Source organism: Deinococcus aestuarii (assembly GCF_018863415.1).
Classification (GTDB): Bacteria; Deinococcota; Deinococci; order Deinococcales; family Deinococcaceae; genus Deinococcus; species Deinococcus aestuarii.
This window is the reverse complement of sequence record NZ_JAHKSN010000007.1, coordinates 17,799-34,995: the sequence shown is the minus strand read 5'-3', so window position 1 is coordinate 34,995 and position 17,197 is coordinate 17,799. Positions and strand designations below refer to the sequence as shown.

Genomic DNA, 17,197 nt, shown 5'->3' with positions numbered 1-17,197 from the left:
CCGGGAGCGTTCGGCTGCCCGCCCGGGTCCGGACAAGAGGAACGCCGCGGGCAGGCGTACATTGGCCCCGTGACCTCCCCCGCCAACCCCTTCGGGGGCCAGGACGGCGCGGCCCGTTACGCCGCCGGGCGGCCCTTCTTCCACCCGCTGTTCATGGCGCGGCTCGCGCCCCTGCTCGACGGAAGATCGCTCGGAGCCGACGTGGCCTGCGGCACCGGCCTGTCGAGCGTGGCCCTCGCGGGGGTGGTGGAGCGCGTCCACGCCTTCGACGCCTCGGCGGCGATGCTGGCCCGCGCGGCGCCGCACCCCCGCGTCACCTACGCGCGGGCGCAGGCGGAGAGTCTGCCCCTTCCCAACCACGCGCTCGACGTGCTGACGGTGGCGCAGGCCTTTCACTGGTTCGACCGGGCCGCCTTCCTGGCCGAGGCGCGGCGAACGCTAAAGCCCGGCGGCGTGCTGTTCATGTACGACGACTTTTTCCAGGGACAGATGCCGGGGCGGGGGGACTTCGCCGGCTTCGTGGCCGCGTACTGGGCGCGGTATCCGGCTCCACCCCGCCACCCCTACACCTTCGGCGAGACCGAGGCACGGGAGGCGGGCTTCTCCCTCGCGGAGGAACGTTTCACCCACCCGCTGCCCTTCACCCGGCCCGCTCTGGTCGCCTACCTCCTCACCCACTCGAACACCATCGCCGCCACGGACGCGGGACATGAAACGGCGGAGGAGGTCGCGGCGTGGCTCGACGGGGGGTTGCGGCCCTTCCTGCCGGATGGGGAGGAGCGGAAGCTGACCTTCGGCGGGCTGCAAACGGTGCTGAGGCCGCTGGAGGGCTGAGCGCTAGGCTGGCCCCATGCGGCTCGCGGTCTTCGGAGACATTCACGGGAACCTTCCGGCGCTCCGGGCGGCTCTGGCGGACCTGCGGGCGCAGGGTACGGACGCATTCATCTGCCTGGGCGACGTGGCGATGGGTGGAGCCTGGCCGCGCGAGTGCATCGCGGAGGTGGCGGCGCCGGGCTGTCCGGTGGTGCGCGGAAACGCCGACCGGATGCTGCTCGAACCCCACCGACCCTTCACGCCACGCGGCTTCCCCGACGAGCGCGAGTTGTGGGAGATCGACGGCTGGTGTCATGCCGGGTTGACGGAGGTTGACCGGGAGATGGTGCGCCAGTATGTCCCCACCGCCGAGTTTCCCGACCTCCTGGTTTCCCGACCTCCTGTGCTTCCACGGGAGCCCGGAGCGGGACGACGAGGAGTTGAGAGCGGAGACGCCCGCGACACGTCTCGATGCACTGCGCGTTGCCTACGGAACGCAAGCCCGCTGGGTCGGCGGCCACACCCATAAGCCCCTCCTCCGCACCTTGGATGGCTGGACCCTCCTCAACCCCGGCAGCGTCGGCCTGCCCTTCGAGCAGCGGGGCGGGCGGGATGTGAACCTCGCCCGGGCTGAATACCTGCTCCTCGACCGCGCGCCGGGCGGATGGCAACCCACCTTCCGCGCCGTCCCCTACGACGTGCGGGAGGTCCAGCAGGGCATCCTCACCTCGGGAATGCCCCACGCCGAGTGGCTCGCCGCCCAGTGGGGAAGCGCCTGACCCCTGCTAGCCTGTCTCCCATGAGCGTCCACCTGAGTGCCGAGCCCGGCCAGATCGCCGAGACCGTCCTGCTGCCGGGAGACCCCCTGCGCGCCCGCCACATCGCCGAGACGTTCTTCGAGAATCCCATGCAGCACAACACCGTGCGCGGAATGCTGGGCTACACCGGCACGTATAAGGGCCAGCGCGTCAGCGTGCAGGGCACCGGCATGGGCATCGCCTCCTGCATGATCTACGTCAACGAACTTATCCGGGACTACGGCTGCCGCACCCTGATCCGGGTGGGCACCTGCGGGTCGTACCAGGAAGGCGTGCATGTGCGCGACCTCGTGCTCGCGCAGGCCGCCTGCACCGACTCCAACATCAACAACATCCGTTTCGGCGCGAAGAACTTTGCCCCCATCGCCGACTTCGGGCTGCTGATGCGGGCATACACGGTCGCGCGGGAACGGGGCTTTACCACCCACGTCGGCAACATCATGTCCTCGGACACCTTCTACCACGACGATCCCGACCAGTTCCGGCTCTGGGCGCGGTACGGCGTCCTCGCCGTCGAGATGGAGGCCGCCGGGCTCTACACCCTCGCCGCCAGGTACGGCGTGAGGGCCCTGACCGTCCTCACCGTCTCCGACCACCTCGTCACCCGCGAGGAGACCACCGCCGAGGAGCGCCAGCAGACCTTCGACCAGATGATCGAGGTCGCGCTCGACGCCGCGCTGGGTGGCGAGGGGCTGAGCAGTTAGAGAAGGAGGAGGCAGGCCGCGTCCGGCACCCCCTCCCCGCCTCTGCAAGGCTGTACCAAGCCATACAAGGGGGAAGGAGCGCAGGGCGAGGGCATCCCCCGGGCCGTGGAGGTGGTCACACGCCCCCTCACCCCGGCCCTCTGCTTCGCAGCTCTCCGAGTCACCCGCAAGGGGAGAGGGAGCAGGCAAGCCAAAGCCTTTGCGCTGTCCAAAACGTCAATCTAGACGCCCCATGAGTGCCGGTGACTGAACGCTCCTGGCCCACGGCCACGTCGGCTCGCGCAGCGAGACGGTGGGCCCGCAGACGGGTTGCGACAAGATCACACCTTGCGTTCAGAAGGACCCGTCCACCCACGCCGCCCGTGTGCCCTTGCCGAGCGCAGCGCCACTCCCCCTGCCCCCTTTGGGGGTAGGGGGCTGGGGGGTGGGGGCAAACCTAATCAAGACACCCTGCCCTCAAGCTGTCACCCCCCTCACCCAGCCGAAGTAACCACCCCCGCCTCCTTCCTCCTCAGCCGGGCGATGAAAAAGCCGTCGAGGCCACTCTCGGGCACCGTCAGCACGCCGTCTCCGGCGGGCACGGTGGGAAGGTCGGGCTCGGGCAGGGGTTCGGGCACGAAGTCGGGATGGGCCGCGAGGAAATCCCGCACCACCACCTCCCCCTCCTGCGAAGTCACGCTGCACACGCTGTAGACCAGCACGCCGCCGGGCTCCACCAGGGCCGCCGCGTTCGGGAGCATTCGCGCCTGCAACGCCGCCATCTCCCCTACCACCTCGGGCGTGAGGCGCAGCTTGATTTCGGGGTGCGAGCGCAGGGTGCCCGTCCCCGTGCAGGGGGCGTCGAGAAGGACGAAGGGCGCGGGCGCCACGTCCAGCGGCGCGGTGAGGTCGTGGGTCAGGAAGTCGGCCTGGAGCCCGAGCCGTCGCAGGTTGGCCCGGGCGGCGTCGTGCTTGCGGGCGATCAGGTCCACGCTCGTCACGCTCGCCCCCCGCGCGGCGAGCATCGCGGCCTTGACCCCCGCCCCCCCGGCGAGGTCGAGGACACGCGAGCCCTCCACCTCCCCCAGCGCGTCCACGACGGCGAGGCTGGCGGGGTTGATGGGCTGGGCCTGTCCCCCCCGGTACGCCGCCGTCTCGCGCAGGGGCCGCGAGAGGGTCACCCGGTCCACCCCGTTCGGGCCGGGCTCGACGACGCTGCCCTCCTCCTTCAGGCTCGCCACCCCCGTCTCCGAGAGGCTGAGCCACAGCGGCTGCGGGGTGAGCAGGTCGGCGAGAACGGCGTCCGCCCGCTCCCCGTAGGCGCGGCGGAAGACCCCGATCAACCACCCCGGCAGGGCGAAGCGCGTCTCCTCCGTCTCGGCGGGCCGCTCCACCCGCCGCAGCACCGCGTTCACCAGCCCCGAGGGGGCCAGCCGCGCGCCCCGGGCCAGGCCCACATATTCGCTGACGACCGCGTGCGGGGGCGTACCCAGCACCAGCTTCTCGAAGCTCCCGGCGAGGAGGAGCGAGCGCGTCTTGGGGTGCGTCTCTCCGCGCAGCAGCGGCGTCAGGGCGGCGTCCAGCACCGGCGCGTACCGCAGCGTCCCGTACACGACGTGGGTGGCGAGCCCCGCGTCCCGCGCCGGGAGCCGGGCGTCCGCGAGCGCGGCGTCGAGCGCCGGGGCCGCGAAGGTCTCACCCGCCAGCACGCGCGTCAGGACGCGCACGGCGAGGGCGCGGGCCGGGTTGAAGGTGGGGCGCGGAGGGGTCACCGGGGCAGGATAACGGAGACCCCGTGAGGGCCACACACATCTGGAGGTGGCGCCCCACCGGGGAGTTCGAACACCACTTCGACACGTCCCGCCGTCCAAGGCATAGTCAGCATTTGAAAGCGTTAACATGAAGAAATGTGGGGTCGACCAAGCTCTAAACAGCCCAACATTTTATGTTTGGTTTTTATCTGTGTACCCATTCTCTTCGCAGTGCTGGGGGTGCTCGATAATTACACCTCCCCTCCACGCGCAGCCTTCGAGTCGGCTTGTAGACTGCAACTGATCGAGCTTTATGCAGAACCCAATGGTATCAGGTTCGACGAAACTCGTTTTCAATACTCTGGAAGGGGCGATATGGTGACATACCCACCCGGCCATGTAAATATGGCGATGATAACGGCCTATTACAATGATGCCCGGGATTATGTTGGTGGTAGCTGTCACGCCTCTCTCTACAGGGGAAGGGTCACCGCGACGATCAGCGACGTGGGCTTCTTCCACAGGTGATCCAGACCCAAGTGGAAGAACGGAGGAGGGAGAAGCGGCGAACACATTTCCGCTCCTCCCCCTTGCCCGCGGGGCTACGCGCTCGCCTGCCGCACCTCGGGCCGGGCCACCAGCGTCCACACGAGCAGGGCGGCGAGGACCCCGCCGCTCAGGAGGTACGGCGCGGCGTGTCCGGCGCTCTGGTAGAGGCCGGTGCCGAGCAGGGGGCCGGTCATGCGCCCCAGGGCGAGGGCGCTGCTGTTCAGCCCCGCGACGGCGCCCTGACGCCCCTGCCCGACGCTCAGGGACAGGGCCGCGCTCAGGCTGGGCCCCAGGATGGCGCTGCCCGCCCCGATCACGGCCAGGGCGGCGGTGATCGTCCAGAAGGTCGAGGTCAGGGGCAGCAGGAACATGCCCGCGCCCATGATCACGAGACCGAGGGTGATCAGGGGGCCGGGGGCGATCTTCCGGCTCAGGGGCCGGATCGCGCCCCCCTGCACGGCGGCGGCGACGAAGCCGAAGACGGCGAGCATCGTGCCGACGGTGCGGGCGGTCTGCGCGGGGTCGAGGCGCAGGGTGTCTTGCACGTAAAAGCCGATGGTCTGCTCCATCCCCACGCTGGCGAGCGTGTACAGCGCACTCACGGCGAGGAAGAGCCCGATGCCGGGCTGACGCAGCAGCGCGCGGCGGTCCCCCTTCGGCGAGGTGCCCTGCCCCGCCCGGCGCGTCTCGGGCAGGGTGAGGAAGGCGGCGAGGGCGGTCACGAGCCCCAGCCCCGCGCTGAAAAAGATCGGCACCGTGAGCCCGAAGCCGGAGAGAAGGGCGCCGATGGCGGGCCCGAACACCACCCCCAGCCCGAAGGCCGCGCCGATGAGACCCAGGGCGGCGGCGCGGTCTTTTTCCGAACTCAGGTCGGCCATCATCGCCTGGGCGGTGGGGAGGGTCGCGCTGGAGAGCAGGCCGCCGACGAGCCGGGCCGCGACGAGCAGGGCGAAGAGGACCCCGCCCGTCAGCACGCCCCGCGCCCCCAGCGTGGCGAACAGCCCGAAGAGGCCGAAGCTCAGCGAGAAGCCCACGAGCCCCAGGATCAGGACGGGCTTGCGGCCCACCCGCTCGCTGCGGCTGCCCCAGATCGGCGCGAAGAGAAACTGGGCGAGGCTGTAGACCGTCGAAAACCACCCGACCTGCGTCTCGCTGAGCCCGAGCTGCCGCCCGAGCGGCGCGACGATCGGAAAGAGCACGCTCAGGCCGAGCATGGCGACGAAAATCGTCAGAAACAGGATCAACTGGGGCTTGCCGCGTGGGGCGTGGGAGGCGGCGGTCATGCGGGCAGTCTATCAATCCCCTGACCGCGCGGTAAGGCTAGAAGTACCCCGCCCGCCCGGAAACAGGGGGAGGAGGGCATCCGTTCACGGAACCTGAGCGGCCCAACCCCCTTGTGACCGGTTACAGGACCGACCTGAGAGGTGAGGCGGACGCTCCCGTCACCACCACCCGCCTACGCATCGGCGGCGAGGCGCTCGATGACGGCGCGCAGGGCGAGGCCGAATTCGGGCTCGAAGCGGGGGACGAGGAAGGCGAGGTCATGTTGGCGCCGCACGAAGTCGGTGGCGAAGCTCTCCTCGCTGGCGTGCTGCCAGCCCATGCCCAGGGCGTGGGCGTGGATCAGGACACGCAGGGTGACCTCGGGGGCGAAGGGGAAACGCTCCACCACCGGCTGGAGCATTCGCCGGACCTCGCGTCCGAAGCGCAGGGTGAGGTCGAGCCCCTCGCTCTGGCCCAGGACCGTGCCGAGCAGGATCAGCAGCCGCCGCAGTTCCTCGTGGCCCCGGGCGGAGGCGACCAGCACGTCGGCCACCTCACCCGGCGTCTGCGGGCGGCGCTCGTCGAGCAGGGCCACCAGACCGCCGACCCACCGCTGGAGGTGCTCGGTCAGCAGCGCGAGGAACATCTCCTCTTTCGTGTCGAAATACAGGTAGAGGGTGCCCTTGGCGAGCTTGGCCTCCCGGGCCACCTGATTCATGCTGAGTTCGGCGTGCGGCGTCTTGGCCCACAGCCGCTCGGCCGCCCGGAGGATGTCGTCGCGGCGTTGGCCTTTTTCCTCGGGGCTGCGGGCGCGAGCGGGTCGAGATGTATCATTGGACACAAACGCCATCTTAAGCTCCTCCGCGGTCCGGATGCTGTGAAGGCCTTCACGCCCCTCCGGGCCGCCGTGCGGGGTGCGACGCCCTCCAGGGCGGCCCTCACAGGAGCTCACAGTCTAGGGGGTGGCCCACCCTCCCGCCTGACCCCGGTGGGGGTGGACTCCGGGGGAGGTGAGCCGTGCGCCGAGGGCGGCCCGGACGCCCTGACGCGGGTCCAGCCGCAGGGCCCCGGCCAGTTCGCCGGACAACTCCAGCGCCCGGAGGTACGCCTGCGGAGCCGCCACACCCGAGACGGTGGCCCGCAGCGCCCGGTGCCAGCGATCCGGGAGGTCCCCCTCCGCCCGGCGCGCGGGGTTGGGGGGCTGCGGGGCGTCCGAGGCTGCCCTCGCCAACCGCAGCAACCCGGCGCGCACCCAGAACATCTGATCCCAGGCGCGCAACTCCTCGCCCCGGGCGAGCACCGCCGAGCCGAAGACCAGCCCTTGCAGCACCCCGTCGTACTCCACCTGCGGTTCCGGCAGGGTGGCCCCGAAGGGCAGGGAGGCGGCCCGCCGCGCCAGCGCCTCCCGCAACCGGCCGTCCGCGTCCTTGAGCACCATGCGCCCGGGGTCGTCGCCCGTGTTCGGCCACCCGGCGACCTCCTCCAGCCGTTCCACGGGGACGACGTGCAGTTCCACCCGCGTCAGGTCCCAGGTGACGACGTTCGGGGTACCGAAGGGGTTGACGACCGCCAGCGCGACGGGCACGAGGGCCCCCAGGAACGCGAAGGGGTCGAGGGTCTGGCCCGCTCTCAGGAAGGCCCAGTATTCCAGGTCGCTCCAGCGGTCCCCCAGGGGCAGGCCGCGCGCGTCCACCTGCGTGCGGCTGCCGTAGGCGAGGGCGTGGGAGAGCCGGGGCTCGCTTCCCAGCGCCCCCCGGATGCGGTGGTCGAGGGCGTCAAGCGGGGCGGCGTCGGTCATGCCCCGACGGTAAAGCCTTCCGATAGGGTGAGGGGCTACCGACAAGGGCGGGAGGCGGGCGTCAGGGTGGGGCATGGCGAAGAAAGCAGCGGACCTGAAGGTTCCGGCAGACGTGCGCGAGAACGCGAAAAAGGGCCTGCGCCTGCGCGAGGAGCACGGCTACGGCGGCACCGAGGTCGGCGAGGAGATGGCCGGGCGGCTGGCGGAGGGCGGCGAGGTCAGCGAGGAGGAGGTGCGGCACATCGCCCAGTACTTCCCCCGCCACGCCCACGACAACCTGGACGAGACGGAGGAAAAGGGCAAGCCCTCGCGCGGGTACATCGCCTGGCTGCTGTGGGGCGGCGACGCCGGGCGGGCCTGGAGCGAGGCGGCGGTGGAGGCGCTCGACCGGGACGGGTAGGGCCGCCCCTCCTACTCCAGCAAGGCGGGACGCTTGGGCCAGGCGAACCAGAAGGTCGCCCCCTCGCCGGGTCGTCCCTCCCCCCAGGCCCGGCCGCCGAATCGTTCGCACACCCGCCGGATCACCGCCAGCCCCAGCCCCGACCCCTCGTACTGGCTGGACGGGTGCTGGCGCCCGAAGAGCCGGAAGAGGCGCTCCTGCCCGCGCGGGTCGAAGCCCACCCCGTTGTCCCGCACGCCGATGTGGAAGGCCGAGTCGGTCTCCTCCACCAGGATGTGGATTCTGGCCTCGTCCCGGCTGCGGGTGAACTTCAGGGCGTTGGAGAGGTACTCGGTAAAGACCACCGTCAGCGCCTGACTGTCGCCCTGAACCACCGGCAGGGGGTCGTGGGTGAGCTGCACGTTCCGGTCGGCGAGCAGGACCCGGATGTCCTTGAGCACCTCGCGCAGGACGACGCCCAGGTCCACGGGCCGGATGCGGGCGCGCAGGGTCCGGCCCTGCATGTAGCGGTTCACCGACTCGAAGAGCGCGACGATCTGCTGCAGCGCGCGCTCGATGTGCAGCAGGGGCCGGGTGACACCCTCCGGCTGTTCTCCCAGCGCCCGGCGCAACAGGCCGAGGACGCTCATGGCTTGCGTGGTAGGGCGCTGAAGTTGCCGGGTGAAGGTGGTGACGACGTGCTCCAGCTCCTCGTTCAGGGCGCGGGCACGGGCCGTGCGTTCCTGAAGCTGCCCGCTGAGGTCCGCGTTCCCGCTTTGTAAGGCGCGCTGCGCCTCCCGGTAGGGCGTGACCTCGGTGGCGACGAGGTGACAGCCGCCCTCGCCGTGGGGAACGGCGTTCAGGAGCAGTTCCAGGAAGGCGCCGTCCGGCCCGGCGACCTGGACCTCCTCGCTCTGCAAGGCGGGCGCGTCCTGCACCCGTCTGAGCAGCGCGTCCAGGGGAGGCCGGGACGCCGGGGCGACGAACCGTCCCAGCGGCAGGCCCAGCAGCGCCTCCCGGTCGAGTCCGAGCAATGCGCCGCCTCGCCGGTTGACCTCCCGGATCCGTCCCTGGGCATCCAGCAGGAAGGAGGCGACGGGCGCGTGGTCGAACAGGGCCGTCTCCTGCGGGGAAGGCCCGTTCCCCGGCGGCGCGGCACCGGGCGCGCCTGGACGCGCGGTCTTGTCGTGGTCAGTCATGGCACGGCTCCTGAAAAGTCATTCGGGCTGAGGGCGTTCGCAGGCGAGCTCCCCCAGGATTACGGGACCGCCCGCTTAACTTACCCTTCAAGGAGGCGCCGTGTTCCCGTCCGGCAGCCTGCGGGCAAAAGAAAAACGCCCCAATCGGGGCGCTTCTGGTGGTAGACCCGAGCGGATTTGAACCGCTGACCCCTACCGTGTCAAGGTAGTGCTCTACCCCTGAGCTACGAGTCTGTACCGGGGCTGAACTGTCCTGTGGGAAGAGGTTTGGAGGCGCTGACCGGACTCGAACCGGTGGTGGAGGTTTTGCAGACCTCTGCCTTACCACTTGGCTACAGCGCCTTGCCGAAAAGGACGGGTCAGGCGGGAAAAGCTGTGCCCCAGTGGAGCAGACGGGGTGGAGCGGCTGGAGGGGCCTGCCTGCCAGCGGAAGGAATCTTAGCACGCACTCCCGGGGCTGTAAAGCTGGAGGCGGGCCGGTAGATTGGAGGCCATGCGAAGCCTCCCGCTGCTCGCGCTGGCCCTGCTGCTGACCGGGTGCCGGTCGGCGGCGCCGTCACCGAACCCCTTCGTCCAGGGCCGCACGCTGAACATCGCCCACCAGGGGGGCGAGGCGCTGTGGCCCAGCAACACGCTGCTGGCGTACCGGGGGGCCGCTCGGCTGGGCGTGGACATGCTGGAGATGGACATGCACGCCACCCGCGACGGCGTGCTCGTGTTGTCGCACGACCCCACGCTGGACCGGTTGACCGACACGCGGGGACGGATCGCGGAGATGACGCTGAGCCAGGTGCTCTCGGCAGACGCCGGGTACGCGTTCGACGGAACAGGCGGGCCGCCGTTTCCCTTCCCCTACCCCTTTCGTGGGCAAGGCGTCCGGGTCGCGCAACTCTCGGAGGTGTTGACCGAGTTCCCGAATCTTCCCCTGACTATCGAACTCAAGCAGGAGACGCCGAGCATCGCCGGGACGTTTTGTCGGGCGCTCAGGCAGGCGGGGGCGACCTCCCGCGTGATTGCCGCGAGCTTCAGCGACCGGGCGCTAGGCGAGTTTCGGAAAGAATGCCCCGAGGTCGCCACGAGCATGACCGAGCGCGAGTTGCGTCCCCTGGTCCTGCTGAGTAAGGTCGGCCTCGCGCGGCTCGCCCCCCTCCCCGGTCGCGTGGCCCAGGTGCCCGTGCGGGCGGGCGGGATCACGGTCGTCACCCCCGCCTTCATCCGCGCGATGCACCGCCGGGGCGTGGCCGTGCAGGTCTGGACGATCAACGACCCGGGCGAGATGCGCCGCCTGATCCGCCTGGGCGTGGACGGCATCATCACCGACCGGCCGGACCTGCTTAAGACGGTGCTGGCCCAGGCGGAACGGGCCGGGTCGTAAGCCACCAGAAAGGAGGCCATCCGTCATGGACAGCCTCCCCTTCTTGAACGTCAGGCGCGCGTGCGGTACCGCTCCTGCAACTCGGCCAGAAGCTCGTCGAAGGGTACGCCCTTGCGCTCCTTGTGCCCTTCCGGGGTGCGCTCGCGGACGCTGACCTCACGCCGCTCCTCCTCGCGGTCGCCGACGATGAGCATGACGGGAATCTTGCTCAGCTCGGCGTTGCGGACCTTGGCGTTCATGCGGTTCGTGGAATCGTCCACCTCGGCGCGCAGGCCCGCGGCCTTGAACTCCCGCGCCAGCGCCTCCGCGTAGGCGTTGTGGCGGTCGGCGATGGGGATGATGGCGATCTGCCGGGGCGCCAGCCACAGCGGGAAGTCGCCGCCGTAGTGCTCGATCAGAATGCCCACGAAGCGTTCCAGGCTCCCGAAGGGCGCACGGTGGATCATCACCGGGCGGTGGTCCTGGCCGTCCTCGCCCGTGTAGGTGATGTCGAAGCGTTCGGGGAGGTTGTAGTCCACCTGAATGGTCCCGAGCTGCCACTCGCGGCCCAGCACGTCCTTCACCACGAAGTCGAGCTTGGGCCCGTAGAAGGCCGCGTCGCCGGGCTCGACCGTGTAGGGCAGGCCCACTTCCTCGGTCGCCTCGATGATCTCGCGCTCGGCCTGTTCCCAGTGGGCCGCGTCGCCGACGTACTTATCGGACCCCGGCTCGCGCACCCCGACCCGGAAGCGCACGTCGTTCATCCCGAAGGTCCGCAGGACGAGTACCGTCAGGTCGAGCACGTCGAGAAATTCCTTCTTGAGTTGGTCGGGCCTCACGAAGAGGTGGGCGTCGTCCTGGGTGAAGCCGCGCACGCGCGTCAGGCCGTTGAGCTCGCCGCTCATCTCGTAGCGGTACACCGTGCCGAACTCGGCGAGGCGCACCGGGAGGTCGCGGTAACTCCGGGGCCTGCTCGCGTAAATCCGCACGTGGAAGGGGCAGTTCATGGGCTTGAGCATGTACTGCTCGTCGTCCACCGTGATGGGCTCGAACTGGCTGTCGGCGTAGTAGGGATAGTGCCCCGAGGTGCGGAAGAGGTCGAGGTTGCCGATGTTCGGCGTCACGACCCCCTGGTAGTCGCGCTCGAACTGCCGCTCGCGCAGGAAGCGGGTCAGTTCCTCGCGCAGGGTCGTGCCGTTCGGCAGCCACAGCGGCAGCCCCTTGCCCACAAGGGGGTCGATGGTGAAGAGTTCGAGTTCCCTGCCCAGACGGCGGTGGTCGCGCCGCTTGGCCTCTTCGAGGTTGTGCAGGTACTCGTCGAGCTCCTTCCCGGTGGCGAAGGCGACGCCATAGACCCGCTGGAGGATCGGGTTCTTCTCGTTCCCCCGCCAGTACGCCCCGCTCGTGCTCATCAACTTGAAGGCGGTGGGCAGCTTGCCCGTGTTGGGGAAGTGCGGGCCCCGGCACAGGTCCACGTAATCGCCCTGCGTGTAGAACGTGACCGGCTCGTCGTCGGGGAACTCGCGGATGAGTTCGACCTTGTAGGGGTCGTAGCCGAAGTGGTCCAGGGCCGCTTCCTTCCCCACGTCCTGACGAACGATGTCGAGGTTGCGCCCGATGATCTCGCGCATGATCCGCTCGATCTCGGGCAGGTCCTCTTCCTTCAGCGGCTCCGGCAGGTCGAAGTCCTGGTAGAAGCCGTTCTCGATGGCGGGGCCCACGCCGCGCCTGACGGCCTCACGCGGGTAGCCCTTGCGCTGGTAGAACTCGCCGACCGCCTGACTCAGCACGTGGCCGAGCGAGTGGCGGAAGAGGGGGGCGGCGTCCGCCGGGTTCTTCCTCGTGATGAGAGCGACGCTCGCGCCGTCGGGCAGCGGGCTCATCAGGTCCACGAGGTCGCCGTTCGCGGTGGCGGCCAGCGCGTCCTGGGCGAGGCGGGGGCCGATGGCGCGGGCGGCGTCGAGGGCCGTGGCCCCCTGGGGCAGGTCGAGTTGTTTTCCGTCGGGGAGGGTGACGTGCATGGGGTGGCTCCTTGGAGAGGGCAGCAAAAGGCACGAGTAGGCCCGGTCTGGACGCGTTCCAGCACAACGCCTGAGAGCGGATGGGCAGGCTCTCAGGCGCCGGGAGTTCGCGTGACCAGACCGGGCAGGTGGGGCATTCGTCGTAGCACGCCGCACGGCATCACCAGACCGGAGTGATGGGCGGGGAGCTTCATGAGGACAGGATAGCGGGCGCGGGCGGCGGGGAGCAACCCGCCGACCTGCCTACGAGCCGCGCAGGGGGTGAGGGGTGCGGGTGTTCGCCTCCCCGAAGTCGATCTCGAAGAAGCGGTAGCCTTCCTGCCCGGCGTCCGCCGAGCGATAGCCCATCCGCTCGTAGGCGGGCGCGGCGCTGTGATCGTTGGCATACCAGAAGACGTAACGCAGGGGCCGGGCACGGGCCCAGTCCTCCACCGCGTGCATGAGCAAACGGGCCACGCCCTGCCTTCTTGCGTCGGGGACGGTGTAGAGGTCGTCCAGTTTGGCGGTACGCTGCGAGTCCCCCGAGCGGAGGTGAGGGCCGTAGTCATGGACAGCGGCGTACCCGAGCAGGCGGCCCTCCGCGTCCTCCGCGACCAGCAGGGCGAAGTCGTCGCGGGTGCAGAAGGAGGGAAAACGGGCGGCGAGGGCGCCCTCGTCCTCCACGAAGCCCAGGTCGAGCAGCATGGGGCACAGGGCGGGGAAGTCGGCGGGGCGGGCCGGGCGAACGGGAGGCGGGGCCATACACCAGTCTCTCGCACGGCGGGAAGGTGCAGGGCGAAAAGGCGGTCCCACCCGCAGACCGCCTTTTCGCCAAGGCCCGAAACTAGAGCCCGGCGGCCGCCAGGAAGGCGTCGAGCTTCTGCGGGCGGAAGCCGCTGAGGCTGTGGGCCACGTCGCCGCTGACGAGGGTGGGAACGCTCCGCCGCCCACCGTTGACGCTCATCACGTAATCGGCGGCCCGCTCGTCCTGCTCGATGTTGATTTCCTCGTAGGCGATCCCCTTGCTGCTCAGGGCGCGTTTGGCGGCGTGGCAGTCGGGGCACCAGCTCGTCGTGTACATCTTGATCATGGGGGTCCTCCAGGGGTTGGAATGGGGCCGGGCACGGGGCCCGCCTCCATACTTTACAAAATAAACTAGGGCTCCCGGTGAGGTGTCCCCGGAGCGGAGACGGCAACCCACGGAAAAACGGCCCACCCGGGGGTGGGCCGTCGGCCGGGCAGGCGGGTCAGGCGTTGACGGCGACGCCGCCCTCGGGGGCGTCGGCAGGGCGCCGGGGGGCCGCGCCAGCCTTGGGGGCCATGATCATGTTCATGTCCATGCCCATCATCGAGGGCATCCCTTCCGGGGCGCCGATGTCGGCCAGGGTGTCGGCGACCCGGTGCAGGATGCGCTCACCGAGCTCGGGGTGAGTGCGTTCGCGGCCACGGAACATGATCGTGACCTTGACCTTGTGGCCCTCTTCCAGAAAGCGGCGCACGTGTCCGGTCTTGGTGTTGAAGTCGTGGTCGTCGATCTTGACCCGGAACTTGATCGCCTTGACCTCCTGGGCCCGGACCCGCTTGCGGTTTTCCTTCTCGTTCTGCTGCTGCTCGTAGCGGAACCGGCCATAGTCGAGCAGGCGGCAGACGGGCGGCACCGCCTGGGGACTCACCATCACGAGGTCCAGGCCCTTCTCACGCGCCATGCCCAGGGCGTCGCGCGTGTCGATGATCCCGATCTGCTCACCCTCCGCGCCGATCAACCGAATCTGGCGAACGCGAATCTGCTCGTTGACCTTGTGTTCTTTCGCTATTGTCATCACCTCCGCGCGTCCCCCACACGCTGGCGGGCAGACGGCTCACACGCCTTAGCTGGCATGACAGGGCATTTTACCACGCGGCCCGCACCTTCCGGCAGGGTCTCTCTCACGCGACGTTGGGTTCCCGTCCATTCAGCTCCCAGAAGCCCACCCAGCCCCCACTAACGCCGGCCGCAAGTACGTGTGGAAGGGCTTCCACGCACCCCCCACCCTACACTTACTCCTTGACGTTCCCGCGACACGAAGCCTACAGTTTGTGTCATGGGGACACTCTCCTTGCCGCCGCAGGCCACCCAGGTGGGGTTGGCCGTGGATGTGGCGGCCTTTGCCATGCACGGGGGGGAGTTGCGCGTGCTGCTCGTGCAGCGGGGGGAATTGCCCCACGCCCGCGACTGGGCGTTGCCGGGCGGCTTCGTGGGGCCGGGCGAGGCCCTGCACGAGGCCGCGCTCCGGGAACTGCGCACCGAGACGACGGTGGAACTCGAACCCCGGCACCTGGAACAGTTCTACACCTTCGGGGAGCCCAGCCGTGACCCACGCGGGCGCATCGTGTCGGTCGCGCACCTCGCCGTGCTGCCCCACGGCACCGTCCGGGTGACGGGCGGGGGGCACACGCTGGGCGCCGACTGGTTCCCCGCGCACCGTCCGCCCCGGCTCGCCTTCGACCATGCCCTGATCCTCGGCCGGGCGCTGGGGCGGCTGCAACTGCGGCTGGAGTACGCCAACCTCGCGCTCGAATTCCTGCCCGACGCCTTTACCCTGCCCGAACTTCAAACTGTCTACGAGGGGGTCCTCGACCGCTCGCTCGACAAGCGCAACTTTCGCAAGCGTGTTCTGGCGCAGGGCATCCTCGTCGCCAGCGGGGAGCGGCGCAGCGGGGTGGGGCGCCCCGCGCAGCTCTACCGCCGGGCGAAGGGGGCGAAGGCGGCGGCGCTCTGAGCGGGCGGCCTGTCGAGCAGGCCCTCTGGACCTCCACAACCCACGTTCGCCGTTCCCCGCCCCCGGTATCATGGGCGGGTTATGGACATGAAGAAGCTGATGAAGCAGATGCAGCAGGCGCAGGCCGCTGCCGCCAAGATTCAGGAGAATCTGGCCGCGCAGACGGTGGAGGGCAGCGCCAGCGGGCTCGTCACCGTCACGATGAACGGGCACGGCAAGGTGACCGGGCTGAAGATCAAGCCCGAGGCGGTGGACCCCGGCGACGTGGAGGCCCTCGAGGACCTGCTGCTCGTGGCGCTCGCGGACGCCTCCGGCAAGGCCGACGCCCTGCAACAGGAGGCGACGCGCGGGCTGGGGATTCCCGGCTTCTGATGGGGCGTCGCCAGTCACCAGTCGCCAGTCGTCAGGCCAGCGGTCAGGGGGGTGAGGCGTGAAGTACCCGCCTTCGCTGGTGGCGCTGATCCGGGAGCTGTCGCGGCTGCCGGGGATCGGGCCGAAGAGTGCGCAGCGGCTCGCCTTTCACCTGTTCGAGCAGCCGCGCGAGGACATCGAGCGGCTCGCGGGGGCGCTGCTCTCGGCCAAGCGGGAACTGCACACCTGCCCGGTGTGTTTCAACATCACCGACGCGGAGTTGTGCGACGTGTGCAGCGACTCCACCCGCGACCAGGCGACGATCTGCGTGGTCGAGGAACCCGGGGACGTGATCGCCATCGAGCGCAGCGGGGAGTACCGGGGGCTGTACCACGTGCTGCACGGTGTTCTCAGCCCGATGAACGGGGTGGGGCCGGAGAAGCTGCACCTCCGCCCGCTGCTGCCGCGCGTGGGGGAGGGCATGGAGGTCATCCTGGCGACGGGCACGACCGTGGAGGGGGACGCGACGGCGCTCTACCTCCAGCGGCTGCTCGAACCGCTCGGCGCCGTGGTGAGCCGCATCGCCTACGGGCTGCCGGTGGGCGGCGCGCTGGAGTACGCCGACGAGGTGACGCTGGGCCGGGCGCTGAGCGGGCGCCAGCGGGTGAGCCAGCCCCCCGCCTTCCCCCCGCGCCGGGACGACGAGCCGGACGGGGCCGCTCCCCCGCCGCGCTAGACCGCCGCTCTTCTTTCCAGCGCCTCGCCCCCTCACCGGCGGGGCGTTTGCTTTTTCTGGCCCCTGGGCTAGCGTGAACACGTGACCTCCGAGCCCCGTCCCGTTCCTCCCGCCCCGCTCGCCGAGTGGCTCGACCCCGTGACCCTGGCCGGGCGGCACGTCACCCTCGTGCCGCTGGGGGAGGCGCACGCCGCAGACCTGCACGCGGGGGCGGACGAGGACACCTACGCCCTGCTGGCGCGGGGCGGACCGGAAGCGCGCACGGCACAGGGCTGGGCGGCCTACCTCACGCGGCTGAACGCCCTGCCGGGCCGGGTGAACTGGGCCGTCCTCGTGGGCGGGCGGGCCGTGGGCCGCATCAGCTACAGCGAGGTCAGGCCCGCCGACCGCTGGGCCGAGATCGGCACCATGCTCGTGCCCGCCGCGCAGGGCACCGCCGCGAACCCGGGGGGCAAGCTGCTGCTGATGACGCGCGCCTTCGAGGAGCTCGGCGCGAACCGGGTGCACTTCAAGGTGGACGCCCGCAACGCCCGCAGCCTGCGCGCGCTGGAAAAGCTCGGCGCGGTGCGGGAAGGCACCCTGCGCCAGTTTCAGGTGCGGCCCGACGGCTACGCCCGCGACAGCGTGATGTTCAGCGTGCTGGGCCGCGAGTGGCCGGGGGTGAAGGCCGGGCTGGAGGCGCGGCTGGCCGCCCTCCATTCCCCTGGATGAGAGGACGGTCATCCACGGCGGGCGGGCGCTGCT

The 17,197-nt window shown here is 70.1% G+C and carries 18 protein-coding genes, 2 tRNA genes and 1 pseudogene; 10 read left to right on the top strand and 11 right to left on the bottom strand.

Annotation, left to right across the window (positions count from 1 at the left end; all coding sequences use genetic code 11):
* Positions 1 to 69: 69 nt before the first annotated feature.
* From IC605_RS10660 to deoD, 4 genes and pseudogenes are all read left to right on the top strand, one after another.
* A complete protein-coding gene (locus IC605_RS10660) occupies positions 70 to 834 on the top strand; it encodes a class I SAM-dependent methyltransferase (protein ID WP_343216578.1) in 765 nt (254 codons plus the stop codon).
* Between the two features lie 16 nt (positions 835 to 850).
* Positions 851 to 1,015 (top strand): annotated as a pseudogene (locus tag IC605_RS25110) (metallophosphoesterase family protein); the annotation flags it as partial.
* Positions 1,016 to 1,169: 154 nt separating this feature from the next.
* On the top strand, positions 1,170 to 1,592 hold the full coding sequence (locus tag IC605_RS25105; protein WP_281416269.1) for a metallophosphoesterase family protein: 423 nt from the start codon (positions 1,170 to 1,172) through the stop codon (positions 1,590 to 1,592).
* A 20-nt stretch (positions 1,593 to 1,612) separates the two neighbouring features.
* A complete protein-coding gene (deoD, locus tag IC605_RS10650; RefSeq protein ID WP_216323149.1) occupies positions 1,613 to 2,335 on the top strand; it encodes a purine-nucleoside phosphorylase in 723 nt (240 codons plus the stop codon).
* Positions 2,336 to 2,808: 473 nt separating this feature from the next.
* Here deoD and IC605_RS10645 read toward each other — a convergent pair whose 3' ends face one another.
* From IC605_RS10645 to IC605_RS10630, 4 genes are all read right to left on the bottom strand, one after another.
* Entirely contained in the window at positions 2,809 to 4,086 is a 1,278-nt protein-coding gene (locus IC605_RS10645) for an RsmB/NOP family class I SAM-dependent RNA methyltransferase (protein WP_343216577.1), read from the bottom strand.
* Positions 4,087 to 4,667: 581 nt separating this feature from the next.
* A complete protein-coding gene (locus IC605_RS10640) occupies positions 4,668 to 5,897 on the bottom strand; it encodes an MFS transporter (RefSeq protein WP_216323143.1) in 1,230 nt (409 codons plus the stop codon).
* 173 nt (positions 5,898 to 6,070) lie between these two features.
* Positions 6,071 to 6,727, bottom strand: a complete 657-nt coding sequence (locus IC605_RS10635; RefSeq protein ID WP_246580696.1) for a TetR/AcrR family transcriptional regulator — start codon at positions 6,725 to 6,727, stop codon at positions 6,071 to 6,073.
* 105 nt (positions 6,728 to 6,832) lie between these two features.
* Positions 6,833 to 7,675 carry a hypothetical protein gene (locus tag IC605_RS10630; RefSeq protein WP_216323140.1) on the bottom strand — a complete coding sequence of 281 codons (843 nt, stop codon included), beginning with the start codon at positions 7,673 to 7,675 and terminating at the stop codon, positions 6,833 to 6,835.
* 73 nt (positions 7,676 to 7,748) lie between these two features.
* On the opposite strand from IC605_RS10630, the gene IC605_RS10625 reads away from it, so the two are divergent.
* Positions 7,749 to 8,075, top strand: a complete 327-nt coding sequence (locus IC605_RS10625; protein WP_216323139.1) for a DNA-binding protein — start codon at positions 7,749 to 7,751, stop codon at positions 8,073 to 8,075.
* Positions 8,076 to 8,086: 11 nt separating this feature from the next.
* Here the strand turns inward: IC605_RS10625 and IC605_RS10620 are convergent, their stop codons facing one another.
* From IC605_RS10620 to IC605_RS10610, 3 genes are all read right to left on the bottom strand, one after another.
* Positions 8,087 to 9,253, bottom strand: a complete 1,167-nt coding sequence (locus tag IC605_RS10620; RefSeq protein WP_216323135.1) for a sensor histidine kinase — start codon at positions 9,251 to 9,253, stop codon at positions 8,087 to 8,089.
* A gap of 159 nt (positions 9,254 to 9,412) precedes the next feature.
* Positions 9,413 to 9,487: transfer RNA gene (locus tag IC605_RS10615), tRNA-Val, on the bottom strand.
* Positions 9,488 to 9,521: 34 nt separating this feature from the next.
* Positions 9,522 to 9,595 (bottom strand) — tRNA-Cys (locus tag IC605_RS10610).
* A 151-nt stretch (positions 9,596 to 9,746) separates the two neighbouring features.
* Here IC605_RS10610 and IC605_RS10605 point away from each other — a divergent pair.
* Entirely contained in the window at positions 9,747 to 10,628 is an 882-nt protein-coding gene (locus tag IC605_RS10605) for a glycerophosphodiester phosphodiesterase family protein (protein ID WP_216323131.1), read from the top strand.
* 50 nt (positions 10,629 to 10,678) lie between these two features.
* Here IC605_RS10605 and thrS read toward each other — a convergent pair whose 3' ends face one another.
* From thrS to infC, 4 genes are all read right to left on the bottom strand, one after another.
* Complete coding sequence (thrS, locus tag IC605_RS10600) at positions 10,679 to 12,628, bottom strand: threonine--tRNA ligase (protein WP_216323128.1); 1,950 nt, start codon at positions 12,626 to 12,628, stop codon at positions 10,679 to 10,681.
* Positions 12,629 to 12,871: 243 nt separating this feature from the next.
* The gene (locus IC605_RS10595) at positions 12,872 to 13,369 is read right to left on the bottom strand and encodes a GNAT family N-acetyltransferase (RefSeq protein WP_216323112.1); all 498 of its coding nucleotides are present in this window, start codon (positions 13,367 to 13,369) and stop codon (positions 12,872 to 12,874) included.
* Between the two features lie 82 nt (positions 13,370 to 13,451).
* Entirely contained in the window at positions 13,452 to 13,697 is a 246-nt protein-coding gene (locus IC605_RS10590) for a glutaredoxin domain-containing protein (RefSeq protein ID WP_216323109.1), read from the bottom strand.
* A 157-nt stretch (positions 13,698 to 13,854) separates the two neighbouring features.
* On the bottom strand, positions 13,855 to 14,430 hold the full coding sequence (gene infC / locus IC605_RS10585) for a translation initiation factor IF-3 (RefSeq protein WP_216323106.1): 576 nt from the start codon (positions 14,428 to 14,430) through the stop codon (positions 13,855 to 13,857).
* 258 nt (positions 14,431 to 14,688) lie between these two features.
* Here infC and IC605_RS10580 point away from each other — a divergent pair, with 258 nt between their 5' ends.
* The 4 genes from IC605_RS10580 (at position 14,689) to IC605_RS10565 (ending at position 17,164) form a co-directional block, all read left to right on the top strand.
* Positions 14,689 to 15,366, top strand: coding sequence for an NUDIX hydrolase (locus IC605_RS10580; RefSeq protein ID WP_216323102.1), 678 nt, complete (start codon positions 14,689 to 14,691; stop codon positions 15,364 to 15,366).
* Between the two features lie 81 nt (positions 15,367 to 15,447).
* A complete protein-coding gene (locus IC605_RS10575; RefSeq protein WP_216323098.1) occupies positions 15,448 to 15,738 on the top strand; it encodes a YbaB/EbfC family nucleoid-associated protein in 291 nt (96 codons plus the stop codon).
* Between the two features lie 58 nt (positions 15,739 to 15,796).
* On the top strand, positions 15,797 to 16,453 hold the full coding sequence (recR, locus tag IC605_RS10570; RefSeq protein ID WP_216323094.1) for a recombination mediator RecR: 657 nt from the start codon (positions 15,797 to 15,799) through the stop codon (positions 16,451 to 16,453).
* Positions 16,454 to 16,534: 81 nt separating this feature from the next.
* A complete protein-coding gene (locus tag IC605_RS10565) occupies positions 16,535 to 17,164 on the top strand; it encodes a GNAT family N-acetyltransferase (protein WP_216323092.1) in 630 nt (209 codons plus the stop codon).
* Positions 17,165 to 17,197 lie beyond the last annotated feature (33 nt).